Origin of the sequence: Mesorhizobium sp. M1088 (genome assembly GCF_040318575.1) — a bacterium.
Lineage (GTDB): Bacteria > Pseudomonadota > Alphaproteobacteria > Rhizobiales > Rhizobiaceae > Mesorhizobium.
The window spans coordinates 1-16,370 of the sequence record NZ_JAMYMO010000022.1; the positions used below are offsets into that span (position 1 = coordinate 1).

Here is a 16,370-nt window from a genome sequence, read left to right on the forward strand (position 1 = left end):
AATATTAAAAACTCCCTGGGGGGGGCCCCCGCCCAAAACCCCGGCCGCCCCCCACCCCCCCCCGCCCCTGGTCCATGCTCAAGCGGCCAAGACTGCTGGCATCGGATGGATTGCATGAAACGGAACGCAAAGCCGGTTCCAGGTGTTGATCATGCCGAGCGCAACCGAGAGCTTGACCAGCTCCTGTTCCGAGAAATATTCGAGCGTCCTTGCATAGAGTTCGTCCGACACACCGTTGTCGGCAATCCTGGTCAGCGCGTCGGTCCAGGCCAAGGCCGCGCGTTCGCGCTCTGAAAACAGCGGCGATTCCTTCCATGCGGAGACGAGATAGAGCCGCTGCTCGCTTTCGCCGTCGCGGCGCGCTTCGCGGCTATGCATCTCGACGCAATACGAGCAGCCGTTGATCTGCGACGCCCTGAGCTTGATCAGATGCAACAGGCTTTTTTCGAGCCCGCATTCGTCGACTGCCTTGTTGAGCGCCGACACCGCCTTCATGATCTCCGGCGCCGCGCCGAAAAATTGCAGCCTCTGTTTCATCGTCTGTAGCCTTTCATGCTTGCTTGGTTGAACTTGATTTCTGCGGCCGCCGATGGCGCTCGACGAAGGCGCAGTTCGCGGCGACCGAACGGGGATCGGCATCGGCGGTGTATTCTGCAACGATGTCGGACAGCCGGGCGTCGGCGAGCGCGGCGCGATAGGCACGCTCGGCCTTCAGCATGGCTACGTTGATGCCGCAGGGTTTGACATAGACCGAGGCATCGAGCTTCGCTGGGCCGCGCTGGCGGATTTCGGCGCAGCGGAACGCCGGTTCACGCCCCTCGACGGCCAGCACGATATCGAGCAGCGTTATGCGTTCCGCCGGCCGCGCCAGCCGGTAGCCGCCGGACGGCCCCGGCACTGATTCCAGAATGCCGGACGCAGTCAGCGCGTTGAGATGCTTAAGCAGATAGCTCGGCGACAGCCCGAACGCCTCGGCCATGGCAGCACCTGGCAAGGTCGCGGCGCCATCAACGCCGGCGAGCATCGCGGCGCAGTGGATGGCCGCTTCGACGCCTTCGCCCAGCTTCATTTCGCTCTCCTGTTCATGGATATAGATTATCTTGGATATCTTTTATCCGCAATAGGAAAGTCAAAAAGCGGCGCCCATGGACGCCGCTTTTTTCGCAATGCTATTCCGCCGCCACCTTGGCCATCGGATTGTTGGGATGCGTCGTCCAGTTGGCATAGATCGGCGACACTGGCCTACCAGTGCGCTCGTCGATCGCGCCAACCGCCAGTGGCTCCATGGTGATGCAGTTCTCGACCGGGCAGACGTTGACGCAGAGATTGCAGCCGACGCATTCGGCCTCGATCACCTCGAAATGCCTGACGCCGTCGACGATTGCGGTGATCGCCTGGTGCGAGGTGTCCTCGCAGGCGATGTGGCAGCGGCCGCATTTGATGCAGGCCTCCTGGTCGATATGCGCCTTTGCGATGTAGTTGAGGTTGAGATACTGCCAGTCGGTGACGTTGGGAGTGGCGCGGCCAATGATGTCGTCGAGCGAGGCATGGCCCTTCTCGTCCATCCAGTTTTCCAGGCCGGCGATCATCTCCTGCACGATCTTGAAGCCATAGGTCATCGCCGCCGTGCACACCTGCACATTGCCGGCGCCAAGCGCCATGAACTCGGCGGCGTCGCGCCAGGTGGTGATGCCTCCGATACCGGAGATCGGCAGGCCCTTCGTTTCCGGGTCGCGCGCGATCTCGGCCACCATGTTCATGGCGATCGGCTTCACCGCCGGGCCGCAATAGCCGCCATGCGAACCCTTGCCGTCAATCGTCGGCTCCGGTGCGAAATTGTCGAGATTGACGCCGGTGATCGAATTGATGGTGTTGATCAGCGACACCGCGTCGGTGCCGCCGGCAAGCGCAGCGCGTGCCGGCTTGCGTATGTCGGTGATGTTGGGCGTCAGCTTGGTGATGACAGGCATGCGGGTGTTGGCCTTGCACCAGCGCACCACCATTTCGATGTACTCCGGCACCTGGCCGACCGCCGCACCCATGCCGCGTTCCGACATGCCATGCGGGCAGCCGAAATTGAGTTCGATGCCGTCAGCGCCGGTCTCCTCGACTACCGGCAGGATGGCCTTCCAGGCATGCTCATCGCAAGGCACCATCAGCGAGACGACGATCGCCCGGTCGGGCCAGTCCATCTTGACCTGCTTGATCTCGCGCAGATTGACCTGCAGGTCGCGGTCGGTGATCAGCTCGATGTTGTTGAGGCCGAGCAGACGACGGTCGGCGCCCCAGATCGCGCCGTAGCGCGGACCGTTGACGTTGACCACCGGCGGGCCCTCTTCGCCGAGCGTCTTCCATACCACGCCGCCCCAGCCCGCCTTGAAGGCGCGAATGACGTTGTAGGCCTTGTCGGTCGGCGGCGCCGAAGCCAGCCAGAACGGGTTCGGCGACTTGATACCGACGAAATTATTGCGGATGTCTGCCATGCTCATGCCCTCCCGTTCGAGGTCAGTGCCCGATGAATGCTCTCCGCAGCATCGCGGCCTTGCGCGACGGCTGAAACAGTCAAGTCATCGCCGCCGAAAATGCAGTCGCCGCCAGCCCAGACATTGGCCAGCGAGGTGCGGCCTTCGGCGTCCACCTTGATGCGGCCGGCTTCCAGGTCAAGCAAAGCCCCGCTGCCGTTGAGCGCAGCCGGGACAAAACTCTGGCCGATCGCCTTGAACACCTGGTCGGCGGTCAACGTCAGCCGCTCGCCGGTGCCGACGAGCCGGTCGCCGTCCATCGCGGTGTATTCGAGCTCGATCGCCGACACCTTGCCAGCGTCGGCAATGACCCGCTTCGGCTGCAACCAGTGCCGGATGATGACGCCGTTGGCGGCAGCCAGATCCTGCTCGAATTCGGAGGCATTCATGTGCTCCGGGCCGCGCCGATAGCAGATCGTCACCTCTTCGGCTCCGAGCAGCTTCGATTGCACCGCCGCGTCGATCGCCGTCATGCCGCCGCCGATGACGACAACACGCCGGCCGACCGGCAGGCTGGCCAGATCACTGGCCTGACGAAGCTCGGCAATGAACTCGACAGCATTGCTGACGCCCGGCGCCTCCTCGCCATCCGCTCGCAAGGCATTGACGCCGGCAAGCCCCATGCCGAGGAACACCGCATCGTAATTCCTGGTCAGGTCCGACAGCTGGTAATCACGGCCGAGCGCCTTGCCGTTCTGGATGTCGATGCCGCCGATCGACGTGACATAGTCGACTTCAGCCTGGGCGAAATTGTCGACGCTCTTATAGGCGGCGATACCGTATTCATTGAGGCCGCCGGCCTTCGGGCGGGCTTCCAGGATGGTCACGTCGTGGCCGTAGCGGGAGAGCCGATGCGCGGCCGCAAGCCCGGCCGGTCCGGCGCCGACCACGGCGACCGTCTTGCCGGTCGGTTCGGAGCGGTTGTAGAACTGCTTGTTTTCGGCCATGGCGACATCGGTGGCGTAGCGCTGAAGGCGACCAATCTGCACCGGCTTGCCTTCGGCCACCTCGCGCACGCAGACTTCTTCGCATAGCGTCTCGGTCGGGCAGACGCGGGCGCACATGCCGCCCAAAATGTTCTGGTCAAAAATGGTCTTGGCTGAGCCGATCGGATTGCCCGTCGAAATCTGGCGGATGAACAGCGGGATGTCGATCGAGGTCGGACACGCATTCATGCACGGCGCATCATAGCAGAAATAGCAGCGGTCGGACTCGACCAGCGCCTCGTGATGATCGAGTGGCGGGTGCAGGTCGGCGAAATTGTCGGCATATTGGTCCGGCGAGAGCCGCCCGCCGGCAATGCCTTGCTTGAACTGGCCTTCTGGCATCGTCAGTTCCCCATGTTCTTGTTTTGGGGAAGGCTAGCACGTTTTATTTTTTTATCAATTGGTCAATTTTCTGTGCAACTGCTGAAAAGCCACGACTAAACATGACAAGTATACTCATGGTACAAAAGCCGCCGACAGGGAAGCTTGGCCATAGCGGCACTGCCGTTGCTGGACTGAGTGGTCAGCCTGGTAAGCTTAGCGTTGGTTTTGATCACCGAAGGCAAAGGGCCCTGAAGTCTTCGTCCGTCAGCTGCGTCCAGCTGCCATCGGCGCCGGGATCGGCCTCCTCCCGATGGCACAGCGCGACAAGTTCGGAAGTGGGCGACATCCGGCGCATGGATCAACAACCCCTCGTTGACTGCGAGCAAAGTCGAAAACCGCAGGGCGCGCAACCCGGTAACATTTCCAATTTGCCGTCATCTTTTTTGGTTGGCTGTCGGATTTTCGTCGTGAAGATCGTCCTAGAATGGATCGCGCATGATCGATGTACAAACCGCAAGGAGCACGACAATGCCACAGTCCCCCATGCCCTTCTTCTGGTACGAGCTGATGACCACCGATCTCGACGCCGCCGAGGCGTTTTACACCTCCGTGGTGGGCTGGAGGGGGCAGCCTTTCGAAGGGGCCCAGGGCATGCCGCGCTATATCGTCATGAATGTCGGCGAGCGCGGCGTCGGCGGGATGATGACGCTGCCCGATGACGCGCGCAAGATGGGCATGCCGCCGGCCTGGGTCGGTTATATCCTCACCAGGGACGTCAATGCCGCAACGGCCTCCCTCAAGAAGGCTGGTGGCGCGGTTCACCGCGAGCCCGACGACATTCCTGGCGTCGGCCGCTTCGCCGTCGTTGCAGACCCGCAAGGTGCGATGTTCAACTTCCTGCAGCCCAGCGGCCCCGACCAGCCGCCGCTACCGTTGGCGACCCCCGGCAACATCGGCTGGCATGAGCTCTACACGTCAGACTGGAAGGCGGCGTTCGATTTCTATTCCAGCCAGTTCGGCTGGGAGAAGGGCGACGCCATGGATATGGGTCCGATGGGCGTCTACCAGCTTTTCGCCTTCGGCGGCGAGCCCGTTGGCGGCATGATGAACAAGCCCGAGCAGATCCCGGCGCCGGTCTGGCAGTTCTATTTCAACGTGCCCGGCATCGACGCGGCAGCCAAGCGCGTCACCGACAATGGCGGCAAGATCCTGATGGGTCCGATGGAGGTCCCCGGCGGCAGCTGGATCGTACAGTGCACGGATCCGCAAGGCGCCCATTTCGCGCTAATGGCACCGACGCGGTAACAGGCCGCGCCAATTGCGGGGCCGCCATCGTGCGGCCCCAAGGCTGCAGCACGCCTCACGACTCACTCACCGACAGTTGAATGAAGGCCGGACTATGTGAATGGTCCGGCCTTTGGCGATGACCTATGGCCGGGCTAGGTGAAAATGGAGTCGTAGATGAAGCTTTTCGAAGGCCTCGCCGGATATCAACCGTTCGCCCTTGCCACCTTGCGCATCATGACGGCGCTGCAGTTCATTGAGCACGGCACCCAGAAACTGTTCAATTTCCCCGTCGGCGACCATGCCGGCACCATGAGCGGGCTATCGCTGACCGCGGCCATCCTGGAATTCGGAGGCGGCATCCTGCTGGTATTGGGGCTTTTCACCAGGCCGGTGGCATTCCTTCTCAGCGGCGAGATGGCGATCGCCTATTTCATGGCGCACATGCCGCAGAGCTTCTTCCCGGTCAACAATGGCGGCGATGCCGCGATCTCCTTCTGCTTCATCTTCTTCTATCTGGTATTCGCCGGCCCCGGCGCCCTGGCACTGGACAACCGCAAAACATCGTAGCCGGGCGGATCAGCGCGCGCTCAGGCCGACTTGCGCGCAATCAGGCCCGCGAAGGCGATGAACCCGAAGAACTCTCCGGCTTCGACACGCCGGCGCGCCTCGTGCTTCAGCCCGTCGCCAAGCGCCTTGTCGAGTCGCTTCCAGCCGGCCAGAATATCGGCGCCGCGATCGACCAGAGTCAGCATGTAGTCGGGCGCGGCAATTTGGGCGTAGCCGTAGCTGTCGAATTTTTCGACGACAAAGCCCGCCGATTTCGCCAGCAGCGGCAGCCGGCGCGTCAGCCAGCGGTCATTCACCAGCGCCGCCATTGCGGCATCCACGCAATCCTGCAGCGGATCATGATCGCCGATGGCGACCGTCGTCGTCGCGTAATCGCCGTCGAAGATCGCCAGGCAGCCGCCTGGGCGAAGCACGCGCAACGATTCCGTCAGGGCCTTTTCGGGACCGGGCACATGGGTCAGGCAGGTATGGAAGATGACCACATCGAACGAGTTGTCCTCGTGCGGCAGCGACCTGGCATCCCCTTCGACGAAGTTCAGGTTGGGGATATCCGCGGCAAGCTCGCGCGCCTTCGCCAGAAATATCGGCGACGGATCGAGCCCAACAACCTCGTTCACCCCCGGCCAGCGCGCAAGCTCGCGACTGATCGGTCCCGAGCCGCAGCCGCCTTCGAGGACGCGTGCCCTTTCCGGAAAATCGATCGAGGAGAAAAACGAGTGGCGGATTGCCTTCTGGCGCGGGTCTGCGGCCCGCAACTCCATCGCGTTGATAAGAACCGCGACAACAGCCGGATCAGCGGTTGTGATCTGCGCATACACATCGGGCATGGTGGACCTCCGAAGCAATTGCCCAGCCTTCCGCCGCAGCTCGACAATAAAACCAAAGGTCACCGCGCGAAAGAATTTTCACTATCGCGAAATCGTCCTCCCCCTTTCATCGTGCCACCGGCACGGCGACTTCGCCATGCCACTCGGTTCCTCAACCGCGCATCCGCTCGAAATTGGCGTCGAACAGCGGTGTCTGCTGCATACGTGCGGCGTAACGCTTGCCCAATAGCTCGATCTCGAAACCGTTGGCCTCATCGGCGATCTCTTTCGGCACGTAACCGATGGCGACGGACTTTTTTGAATGATGCGCGTAGCCACCCGACGTGACCCAGCCGCGCACGGCACCGCCATACCAGATTGGCTCGTCGCCGATGACGTCGGCATCGGCAGCATCGACGACAAAGGCCCGCAACCGCAGTCTGCCGCCTTGCTTGCGCTCTGCCAGTGCTGCCTGCTTGCCGATGAAATCGGCCTCTTTGCCATAGGCGACGAAGCGGTCGAGGCCGGCCTCCAGCGGCCCATAGATCGGCCGGTATTCGCGCGCCCATGAGCCGTAATTCTTCTCGAGCCGCAGCGCATTGAGCGCGCGCGAGCCGAACAGGCCGATGCCGAATTCCTCGCCCGCCGCCATCAGCGCCTGATAGGCGGCACGCTGATATTCCGGCGCCACCCAGATTTCGTAGCCGAGGTCGCCGGTGTAGCTGACGCGCCCGACCAGGCACGGTGCCATGCCGATATCCATCCTGCTGATGGCCATGAACGGAAAGGCCGTATTCGACACGTCAGATCGTGTGACCTTTTCAAGAAGGTTCCGCGCGCTCGGCCCGGCGATCGACAGGCCGGTGAGTTTTGCTCCCAGCGCCTCGATGTTAACAGAGCCGTCCTTCGGCAGATGCGCTTCGAACCAGCGCATGTGGTACTGCTCGGCGACACCGCTGCCGGCCAGGAACCAATCCTTGCTTGCAGAATTTGGACCGCCGAGATTGGCCAGCGTGAAATCGCCGATCAACCTGCCGTCTTCCTTCAGCATCGGCGCCAGCGTCATGCGGCCGGGCCTTGGCAATTTGCACGCGAGCATACTGTCGAGCCAGGTTGCTGCGCCCTCACCGGTCACTCTGTATTTGGCGAATGACGAGATTTCCGACAGACCAACGCGTTGCCGAACCGTCTCCACTTCTTTCGCGACATGCTCGAAGTCGCTCGAGCGGCGCCAGGAGAATTCGTCCTTGACCCCTTCGGGCGCATACCATAGCGGCACTTCCAGCCCATAGGCGACGCCCCATTGCGCGCCCTCGGCCGACAACAGATCATAGACCGGCGTCGTCTTGAGCGGTCGCCCAGCCGGCAGTTCCTCGTTCGGGAAGCGGATCGAAAACCGCCGCGAATAATTCTCGCGCACCTTGGCGTTGGTATAGGCCATCGTGGCCCAGTCACCGTAGCGCGACACATCCATCGCCCAGATGTCGGCGCCGGGATCGCCCTCGATCATCCAGTTCGACAGCGCCAGGCCGACGCCGCCGCCCTGCGAGAACCCCGCCATGACACCACAGGCCACCCAGAACCCCGGCAGGCCGCGCACCGGCCCGACCAGCGGATTGCCGTCCGGCGCGAAGGTGAAGGGTCCGTTGATGATCTGCTTGATGCCGGTGTTCTGGAACGCCGGGAAATGCCGGAAGCCAACCTCCAGCGACGGTGCGATGCGGTCGATATCGGGCTCCAGCAGTTCGTGGCCGAAATTCCATGGCGTCTGGAATTCGGACCATGGCTTGTTGGCCTTTTCATAAGTGCCCATCAGCATGCCGCCGCGTTCCTGGCGCAGATAGAGCTCGCCGTCGAAGTCGACCGCATGGATGATCTCCGTGCCGGTCTTCTGGTTCCAGGCGGCGACCTCCGGCATGTCCTCGGTGATCAGGTACATGTGCTCCATCGCCAGCACCGGCAGCTCCAGCCCGACCATGCGGCCGACCTCACGCGCCCACAGGCCGCCGGCATTGACGACATGTTCGGCCACAACCTCGCCCTTGTTGGTGATGACGCGCCACAACCCGTCGGCGCGCCGCACAATGTCCTCGACCTTGGTGAAACGCTCGACCTCGGCACCAAGCTTCCTCGCCGCCTTGGCGTAGGCGTGGGTAACGCCGGACGGGTCGAGATGACCGTCCTCCTTGTTGCGCACGGCACCGACGAACTGCTTGGGATCGAGCAACGGCATCAGCTCGGCCGCCTCATCAGGCGATATCTCCTCGAGCTCGATGCCGAGATAGCGGCCCTTGGCGACGACGCCGCGCAGCCAGTCGAGCCGCGCCTCCGTCGCTGCCAGCAAGACGCCGCCAGTCAAATGCACGCCGGTCGCCTGGCCGGACAGTTCCTCGATCTCCTTGTAGAGCGAGATTGTGTATTTCTGCAGCTTGGCGACATTGGGATCGCCATTGATCGTGTGCATGCCGCCGGCGGCGTGCCAGGTCGAGCCGGAGGTTAATTCATCGCGCTCCAGAAGCACGATGTCTGTCCAGCCGTGCCGGGCCAGATGGAACAGCACGGAGCACCCGACAACGCCACCGCCGATAACAACGACCTTTGCATGCGATTTCATGGGATTCTCGTCGTTTCAAAGAGTTGGATGGGTTTCATGATTCTGGAGGAGAAGAGAATGAAGCCGAACAAGACGAGCGGCGCTTAAGGCTCGCCCGCCCCGATCGCTTCCTTGCGCTTGGCCACGTACGCCTCAAGCGCCTCGCGTCTGGAGATTTCCATCACCGGCTCGACATAGTCCTCCAGCGCCTTCTTCCACAGCCTCGTCGCTCGCGCCGTGGCGTCTAGCCCACCAGCTTCCTGCCAAGCCTCGAAATTCTGCCAGTTGGACAGCATCGGCTGGTAGAAGGCCGTGGCGTAGCGCTCCAGCGTGTGCGGCTCGCCGAAGAAGTGGCCGCCGGTCGGAACCGCACCCAGAGCCTCGACGGCAAGCTCGGCCTCGTTGACCTCGATCGGGCGCAAAAACTCCATCATGTGCTGGATCATCTCGACGTCGATGATGAACTTTTCGAACGACGCTGTCAGTCCGCCCTCTTGCCAGCCGGCGGCATGGTAGACGAGGTTGCCATGGCCGAGCACCGCGCCCCACAGCGCCATCAGCGTCTCATAGGCGCCTTGCGCGTCGGCGGCATTGGAAGCCGAGCCCGGCGTTGTGCGATAAGGCAGGTTGTAACGCCGCGCCAACTGTCCGGACGCGATATTCGCCTTGGTATTTTCAGGCGTGCCGAACGCCGGCGCTCCCGATTTCATATCGACATTGGAGGTGAAGGCGCCATACATCACCGGCGCGCCGGGGCGGACGAGCTGCGTCAGCACCACGCCGAACAGCGCCTCGGCATTCTGCTGGGCGAGCGCGCCGGCAAGCGTCACCGGGCTCATCGCTCCCATCAGCGTGAATGGCGTTACCGCCACCGACTGGCCGAACTCGGCCATCGTCATCAGCCCCTCGGCCATCATCTCGTCGAAGCGGCGCGGCGAATTGACTGAAATGATCGTGGTGACGCCGGGATCGTGGCGCATCTCATCAAGCGTCAGTCCGCGCGCGATTGCCATCATTTCGATGCCGTCGAGCGCCCTGCCGCGGCCGATGGCCGAGACGTGAAAGCTTTTGTCGGTCAGTGTCAGATTGGCGAAATAGGTGTCGAGATGACGGGAATTCGCCGGCAATTCTACCGGCGCGCAGACCTGGTTGCCTAGCATGTGGATGCAGTTGAAATGCTGCGCCAGCCGGACGAGATCGGAATAATCGCGCAAATTGCCGGCACGGCGGCCGCGCTCCATGTCGTGCACATTCGGCGGCCCGGCGACGAGCGTGAAGTTGATGGTATTGCCGCCGAGGTGGACGGCATGGGCGGGATTGCGCGGCGTCAGCGTATAACTGGACTGCGTCGTCTTCAGCGCTTCCTCGATCATGCCGCGATCGATGCGGACGTTCATCGTGGCATGATCGACCTTGGCCCCGGCCTTCTCGAACAGCGACAGCGCCCGCGGGCTCATCACCTCGATGCCGAAATTCTCCAGGATATGCATCGACGCCTGGTGGATCGCCTCGATCTGGTCGGCCGAGAGCATCGCCATTGGCGGATAGGGATTGGTGACGCGGCGCAACGGCAGTTGCGGGATGGCGGTCGGTCCCCTGTTGCTGGTTCGCTCGGCGCCGCGCTTGCGTCTTGGTTCGCTCATGCCGCGCATCAAAGCGCCGGAACGAGGATCGAGCTGTCAAGAATCCGCCACCTGCGGGCGTGATTTTAGCCAAGGCGGCATTCCGGGAATTTCACATCGGTAAAAGCGACAACAAACGTCGGAATGTTTATACCTGCTCAGTGTCGGCCAAAGCGGCCGATGAGCCGTTAAGGAAGACAGCAAGATTCCTTTTATGTTTTCGGCCTAATGCTCTTCCGATGCGTAGGTCGAGTTTTAGTAAAATTATAGCGATTGCCGCGCCGCTGGCGCTTTCGGCCTGCGCGACGCCACCGAACCATATCAACGATGTGTGCGCCGTTTTCGACCAGAATGACGGCTGGTTCGACAATTGGCAGGCGGCGGCACAACGCACCGAGCAGAAATACGGCGTGCCGGTTCCCGTGCTGATGGCGACGGTGCGCAAGGAATCCGGCTTCAAGAGCAACGCCAGGCCGCCGCGCACCAAGCTGCTGGGCTTCATTCCCTGGAAACATATCTCCAGCGCCACCGGCTTCTCGCAGGCGCTCGACGGCACCTGGGCGCAATACCAGAACGAGACCGGCAGCTGGGCGGCGCGCCGCACCAGGTTTGCCGATGCCGTCGATTTCGTCGGCTGGTATCATTCCAGGACCGCCGACACGCTCGGCGTCGCCCGCAACGACACCTACAATCTGTATCTCGCCTACTATCTCGGCTGGAATGCCTACAAGCGCGGCAGTCGCGGCGACGCCGACGTGCAGCGCTATGCGCATGCCACCGAACAGATGGCGCAGGACTACGCCGCGCAGCTACGGCAATGCGCGCCCTAGCCTATTAACGGCTCTCAGCCGCCCTTGGGTTTGCGCGGCTTGCGCGTGGCGTCCTCGGCCTGTCGGCCGTCGCCGACAGTCGGCGGCATGATTGGTGCCACCGCGCTGTCGGCAGAGCTTGAGGTGCCGGTCTCTGAAACCTCGTCGCGAACCTCGTGACGGCGGGCTTTGGCGACCGCTTCGGCATTCTCCACTGCCTGGCCCTCGGCATCGGCTTCAACGCTGCCAGTCTTTCCATGCGGGCGCTTGGGCGGATCTCCGGCAAAGCCCGGGCCAACACCGTGGTTTGCATCATCCGGCACGCCCTCATTTGCGGCGTGCTCCTTGTCGAATTTGATCACCGGCTCCATTTTCGCCAGCACGTCGTCGGACAGCCAGCATAAGCTCATATGGCCGTCGCCGAGATTTTTGACTGGCGGCACCATGGTTTCGCAAAGGTTGTCCGGCACCAGTTTCTTGTAGCCGCAGCGCGTCTGGAACGGACAGCCGGACGGCGGGTTCATCGCCGAAGGGATGTCGCCCTCCAGCACGATGTGCTTCTTGACCACGCTTGTGTCGGCGATCGGGATCGCCGACAGCAATGCCTCGGTATAGGGGTGATAGGGCGGCGCGAATATCTGGTCGGTCGTGCCTTGCTCAACGATATAGCCGAGATACATGACGACGACGCGGTCGGCGATGTAGCGCACCACCGACAGATCGTGGCTGATGAACAGCATCGTCGTCTTGTTCTTGCGCTGGATGTCCATCAAGAGCTCGGTGACCGCCGCCTGGACCGACACATCCAGTGCCGAGACCGGCTCGTCGGCCACCACCACCTTGGCGTCGCCGGCAAAGGCCCGCGCCACGCCGATGCGCTGTTTCTGGCCGCCTGAAAGCTGGCGCGGCTTACGCGTCTCGAATGCCCTCGGCAGCTTCACCAGGTCGAGCAATTCCAGCATCCGCTTGCGGCGGTCGGCCACCGTGTCGCCGACATTGAACTTTTCCAGCGTACGGATGATCTGCGAACCGACCGAATGGCTGGGATTGAGCGTGTCGAACGGATTTTGGAACACCATCTGGATCGATGACACCGTGTCGACGCTGCGTTTCTCGATCCCGGTCGACTGGATCTCCTTGTTGCCGAGCTTGACGCGGCCGGAGCTTGCCGTTTCGAGACCAAGCAGCACCTTGGCCAGGGTCGATTTTCCGCAGCCGGATTCGCCGACGATAGCGACGGTCTCGGATTCGCGCGCCATGAACGAGATCGTCTCGTTGGCCTTGACGACACGGCCCTCGCTCGAGCCGAACACTTCGCTGCCGCCGACCTTGTAGTACTTCCGGAGGTCTTCGATCTGGAGCACCGGCGCACCGGGCACCACCCGCTCGTTGACCTTCTTGGCGCCGGGTGGCAGCGCCTCCCAGTCGATCTCGTTGAAGCGCACACAGCGCGAGAAATGCCCGTCATGGCCTTCGACCGCGATCATCGGAATTTCGGCGGCGTTGCAGACGCCCTCGACGAAATGGTGGCAGCGCGGGCCGAAATTGCAGCCCTTCGGCCGCTCGTGCGGTAGCGGCAACTGCCCTGGGATGGATATCAGCGGCCGCGAATTCTTGTCGGCGCCCGGCAACGGGATCGAGCGGAACAGGCCTTGCGTGTAGGGATGGCGCATCCGGTCGAAGACGTCCTTGATCTTGCCGGTCTCCACCGCTTCGCCCGAATACATCACCGTGATGCGGTCGCAGGTCTCCAGGATCAGGCCGAGGTTGTGCGACACGAAGATCATCGAGGTGCCGAACTTCTCGCCCAGCCCCTTGACCAGGTCGACGATGCCGGCCTCCACCGTCACGTCGAGCGCTGTCGTCGGCTCGTCGAGCAGAAGCAGCGCCGGCTTCGACAGCAGCGCCATGGCAATGACGATGCGCTGCTGCTGACCGCCGGAAAGCTGGTGCGGGTAGGAACGCATCATGCGCTCGGGATCCGGCAGCTTCACCGCGCGCACCATTTCCAAGGCGCGTTTGTAAGCTTCGTCCTTCGACACCTTGTCGTGGATCAGTGGCACTTCCATCAGCTGCTGGCCGACCTTCATCGCCGGGTTCAGGCTGGCCATCGGTTCCTGGTAGATCATCGCGATCTTGTTGCCGCGGATGGCGCGCAGTTCCTCGTCGGACAATTCTCCCATGTCCTTGCCCTGGAATTTGATCTTTCCGCCGACGATCTTTCCGATGTTGGAGAGGTCGCGCATGATGCCGAGCGACACGGTCGACTTGCCGCAGCCGGATTCGCCGACAATACCCATCGCCTCGCCGGGCATGACCGTGCAGGAAAAATCCATGACCGCCGGGATCTCGCCCTTGCGGGTGAAGAAGGAGATCGACAGGTTCTCGATCTCGATGATCGGGCCATTCGTCGGCTTGGCGGGATTTCGAACTGCCTCATTCATGGGTCGCTCCAATCCTTGTTCTTCAGGCATGTCGGGCCGAACCCGGCATCGATCTTCCCGGCATCAATCTTTCATAGACTGTTCACGCAACGAATCCGCCAGGAGGTTGAGGCCGAGCACGAACGACATCAATGCGATCGTCGGCGGCAGCGCCGGGTGGATGAAGGAGCGCAGCAGCCGGCTTGCATCCTTGATCGCCGTGCCCCAGTCCGGGCTTTCCGGCGCCAGTCCCAGCCCGAAATAGCCGAGCGTACCGAGCAGGATCGTGGTGTAGCCGATGCGCAGGCAGGCGTCGACGATAAGCGGCCCGCGCGCATTGGGCAATATCTCCCACAGCATGATGTACCAGGGCGATTCACCGCGCGTTTGTGCCGCCGCAACATAGTCGCGCGTTTTGATATCCATGACCAGGCCGCGCACGATGCGGAACACGCCGGGGCTGGAGGCGAACACCACCGCCACGAAGATGTTGAGCTGGTTGGGATCGATGTGGATGATCTTGAACGGATCGGCATCGAAGACAAGGCCCGCATAGATCCAGCCGCCAAGTACCAACGTCAGGCCAAGCAGGATATAGAGGCGGTCGGGGCGGTTCTTGTAGCGCGTCCAGAACAGCACACTGAAGAAGATGATCGGAAACAGGAAGAACAGCCCTGCCATCGCGTAGGGGATCGGCGTGTCCATGATGCCCGGCGTCACCAGCAGGTAGAACAGGAGGATCACCGGGAAGGCCAGCACAAGGTTGGCGAGGAAGGACAGCACCGTATCGATCTTGCCGCCATAATAGCCGGCCGGCAGGCCGAGCGTAATGCCGACCATCAGCGCAAAACCGGTCGCCGCCGGCGCGATGATCAGCACGATCTGGCTGCCATAGACCATGCGGGAGAACACGTCGCGGGCGAGCTTGTCGCCGCCGAAATAGTATACAAGTTTCGACCCCGGCTCGATTGCGCCCGGCAGCGCGTCTTTCATGATCGGCACTTGGGCGAGCGGATCGAAGGGCGAGATGGTCGACGCGAAGATCGCCGTAAACAGCCAGAACAGGCAGATGCCGACGCCGACGATGCCGACGCCGCTGTCGAAAAGCTGGCCGTAAAGGCCTAGCTTCTTCTTGTAGCCGAAGCTCGCCCCCATCACCAGGGCGAGAGCGATCCAGACCGGCCAGAAGCGGGCAAGCACGCCGAGTACGACGTTGAAGGCGCTGAGATATTCGACCTGCATCCGCCCGGTCTCCTATTGAACTCTGATGCGCGGATTGAGGAACGCGTAGCCGACATCGGAGATGAGCTGTGTGATCAGGACGATAAACACCGAGACCAGCGAGCAGCCGAGCAGAAGATCGATGTCGTTGTTGCCGGCGGCCTCGACCAGGGTGTAGCCGAACCCCTGGTAGCGGAACATCACCTCGACGATGACGACGCCGGTGAGCAGCCAGGGGAACTGCAGCATGATGACCGTGAATGGCGCGATCAGCGCGTTGCGCAGAGCGTGCTTTATCACCACGCTGCCGAAGGAGAGGCCCTTCAGCCGGGCGGTTCGGATATATTGCTGGGTCATCACCTCCACCATCGAGGCGCGGGTCATGCGAGCGATGTAGCCGATGCCGTAGATCGCCAGCGTCATCACCGGCAAGGTGAAATTATAGAAGGTGATGCCCTGGCTGGCCGAGGCCGCCGAACCGTTCAGCACGCCGAGCCAGGAGGCAAAGATCACGGTGAAGATGACGCCCGAAACATATTCGGGCGTCGCCGTCGAGGCGATCGAAGCCACCGACAATGTGCGGTCGGTGCGTGAACCCTCGCGCATACCGGCGAGAATACCGATCAAAAGCGAGATCGGCACCATTACGGCCAGCACGCAGAGCATCAGGATGCCGGTGGCGCTGAGCGCCGGAAAGAGTTTCGAAGCGACCGTCGTCTTGAACTTGGTCGAGCAACCGAAATCGCCTTGCAGGATGCCGGAGAATGTCGGCACGACCGGATCGTTGCAGAAGGAGAAACGCTGTGCGGGCTTGCCGGTCGCCGGGTCGGTCACCGGCTGCTTGGGCATGATGCCCAGCCATTGACCGTAGCGGATAAAGAAATTCTGCCGATAGCCATGGTTGACCAGCCAAGCCTCAAGCTGCTCGGCGGATGTGTGCATTTCGGTCTGGCTGATCGCGAGCTTCTTCAGATTAGGCCCGAGATTGACCAGGAAGAAGACGATCATCGTCAGGCACAGCATCGTCACTGCCATGGTGCCGAGACGCCTGATAACGAAAGAAAGCATGGCGGTCCCCTGCCGGTCGGGTTGGGGGGTGGAACCGGTTTGCAAGCCGTGCGCTGCCGCCAGCGGCAGAACAAGCCTTCAGACCAGTCCCAGATGCAATACCCTTTTTATTGCAGACCCAGGCCGAAGAGTCCGCAACTTT

The 16,370-nt window shown here is 62.2% G+C and carries 13 protein-coding genes and 1 pseudogene; 3 read left to right on the forward strand and 11 right to left on the reverse strand.

All coding sequences use genetic code 11. The features are described 5' to 3' along the window. Positions 1-78: 78 nt before the first annotated feature. From NKH49_RS22100 to NKH49_RS22120, 5 genes and pseudogenes are all read right to left on the reverse strand, one after another. Positions 79-537: a carboxymuconolactone decarboxylase family protein gene (locus tag NKH49_RS22100; RefSeq protein WP_352453192.1), complete on the reverse strand. Its 459-nt coding sequence runs from the start codon at positions 535-537 to the stop codon at positions 79-81. A gap of 13 nt (positions 538-550) precedes the next feature. Beyond that, on the reverse strand, positions 551-1,069 hold the full coding sequence (locus NKH49_RS22105; protein ID WP_352453193.1) for an RrF2 family transcriptional regulator: 519 nt from the start codon (positions 1,067-1,069) through the stop codon (positions 551-553). 100 nt (positions 1,070-1,169) lie between these two features. Beyond that, on the reverse strand, positions 1,170-2,483 hold the full coding sequence (preA, locus tag NKH49_RS22110; protein ID WP_352927827.1) for an NAD-dependent dihydropyrimidine dehydrogenase subunit PreA: 1,314 nt from the start codon (positions 2,481-2,483) through the stop codon (positions 1,170-1,172). Positions 2,484-2,485: 2 nt separating this feature from the next. Then, positions 2,486-3,850, reverse strand: coding sequence for an NAD(P)-dependent oxidoreductase (locus NKH49_RS22115; RefSeq protein WP_352927830.1), 1,365 nt, complete (start codon positions 3,848-3,850; stop codon positions 2,486-2,488). 214 nt (positions 3,851-4,064) lie between these two features. Beyond that, a pseudogene (locus tag NKH49_RS22120) lies at positions 4,065-4,187 on the reverse strand (gamma-glutamylcyclotransferase); the annotation flags it as partial. 173 nt (positions 4,188-4,360) lie between these two features. On the opposite strand from NKH49_RS22120, the gene NKH49_RS22125 reads away from it, so the two are divergent. Further along, the gene (locus NKH49_RS22125) at positions 4,361-5,137 is read left to right on the forward strand and encodes a VOC family protein (RefSeq protein ID WP_352927833.1); all 777 of its coding nucleotides are present in this window, start codon (positions 4,361-4,363) and stop codon (positions 5,135-5,137) included. A gap of 156 nt (positions 5,138-5,293) precedes the next feature. Further along, positions 5,294-5,686: a DoxX family protein gene (locus tag NKH49_RS22130; protein WP_352769157.1), complete on the forward strand. Its 393-nt coding sequence runs from the start codon at positions 5,294-5,296 to the stop codon at positions 5,684-5,686. Positions 5,687-5,706: 20 nt separating this feature from the next. On the opposite strand, the gene NKH49_RS22135 is transcribed toward NKH49_RS22130, so the two are convergent. The 3 genes from NKH49_RS22135 to NKH49_RS22145 all read right to left on the reverse strand — a co-directional run bounded on the left by NKH49_RS22135 (position 5,707) and on the right by NKH49_RS22145 (position 10,728). After that, positions 5,707-6,513 (reverse strand): class I SAM-dependent methyltransferase, encoded by an 807-nt coding sequence (locus NKH49_RS22135; protein WP_352473532.1) that lies wholly within the window; start codon positions 6,511-6,513, stop codon positions 5,707-5,709. A gap of 151 nt (positions 6,514-6,664) precedes the next feature. Continuing rightward, positions 6,665-9,106 carry a GcvT family protein gene (locus tag NKH49_RS22140; protein WP_352927836.1) on the reverse strand — a complete coding sequence of 814 codons (2,442 nt, stop codon included), beginning with the start codon at positions 9,104-9,106 and terminating at the stop codon, positions 6,665-6,667. Positions 9,107-9,189: 83 nt separating this feature from the next. Further along, positions 9,190-10,728, reverse strand: a complete 1,539-nt coding sequence (locus NKH49_RS22145) for a trimethylamine methyltransferase family protein (RefSeq protein WP_352503179.1) — start codon at positions 10,726-10,728, stop codon at positions 9,190-9,192. Between the two features lie 218 nt (positions 10,729-10,946). Between NKH49_RS22145 and NKH49_RS22150 the strand changes: the two genes are divergently transcribed. After that, positions 10,947-11,537, forward strand: a complete 591-nt coding sequence (locus tag NKH49_RS22150) for a transglycosylase SLT domain-containing protein (protein WP_352927839.1) — start codon at positions 10,947-10,949, stop codon at positions 11,535-11,537. Between the two features lie 14 nt (positions 11,538-11,551). Here the strand turns inward: NKH49_RS22150 and NKH49_RS22155 are convergent, their stop codons facing one another. The 3 genes from NKH49_RS22155 to NKH49_RS22165 all read right to left on the reverse strand — a co-directional run bounded on the left by NKH49_RS22155 (position 11,552) and on the right by NKH49_RS22165 (position 16,228). After that, the gene (locus NKH49_RS22155; protein ID WP_352927842.1) at positions 11,552-13,960 is read right to left on the reverse strand and encodes a dipeptide ABC transporter ATP-binding protein; all 2,409 of its coding nucleotides are present in this window, start codon (positions 13,958-13,960) and stop codon (positions 11,552-11,554) included. 63 nt (positions 13,961-14,023) lie between these two features. Next, complete coding sequence (locus NKH49_RS22160; RefSeq protein ID WP_352503177.1) at positions 14,024-15,181, reverse strand: ABC transporter permease; 1,158 nt, start codon at positions 15,179-15,181, stop codon at positions 14,024-14,026. Between the two features lie 12 nt (positions 15,182-15,193). Beyond that, positions 15,194-16,228: an ABC transporter permease gene (locus tag NKH49_RS22165; RefSeq protein ID WP_352453204.1), complete on the reverse strand. Its 1,035-nt coding sequence runs from the start codon at positions 16,226-16,228 to the stop codon at positions 15,194-15,196. Positions 16,229-16,370 lie beyond the last annotated feature (142 nt).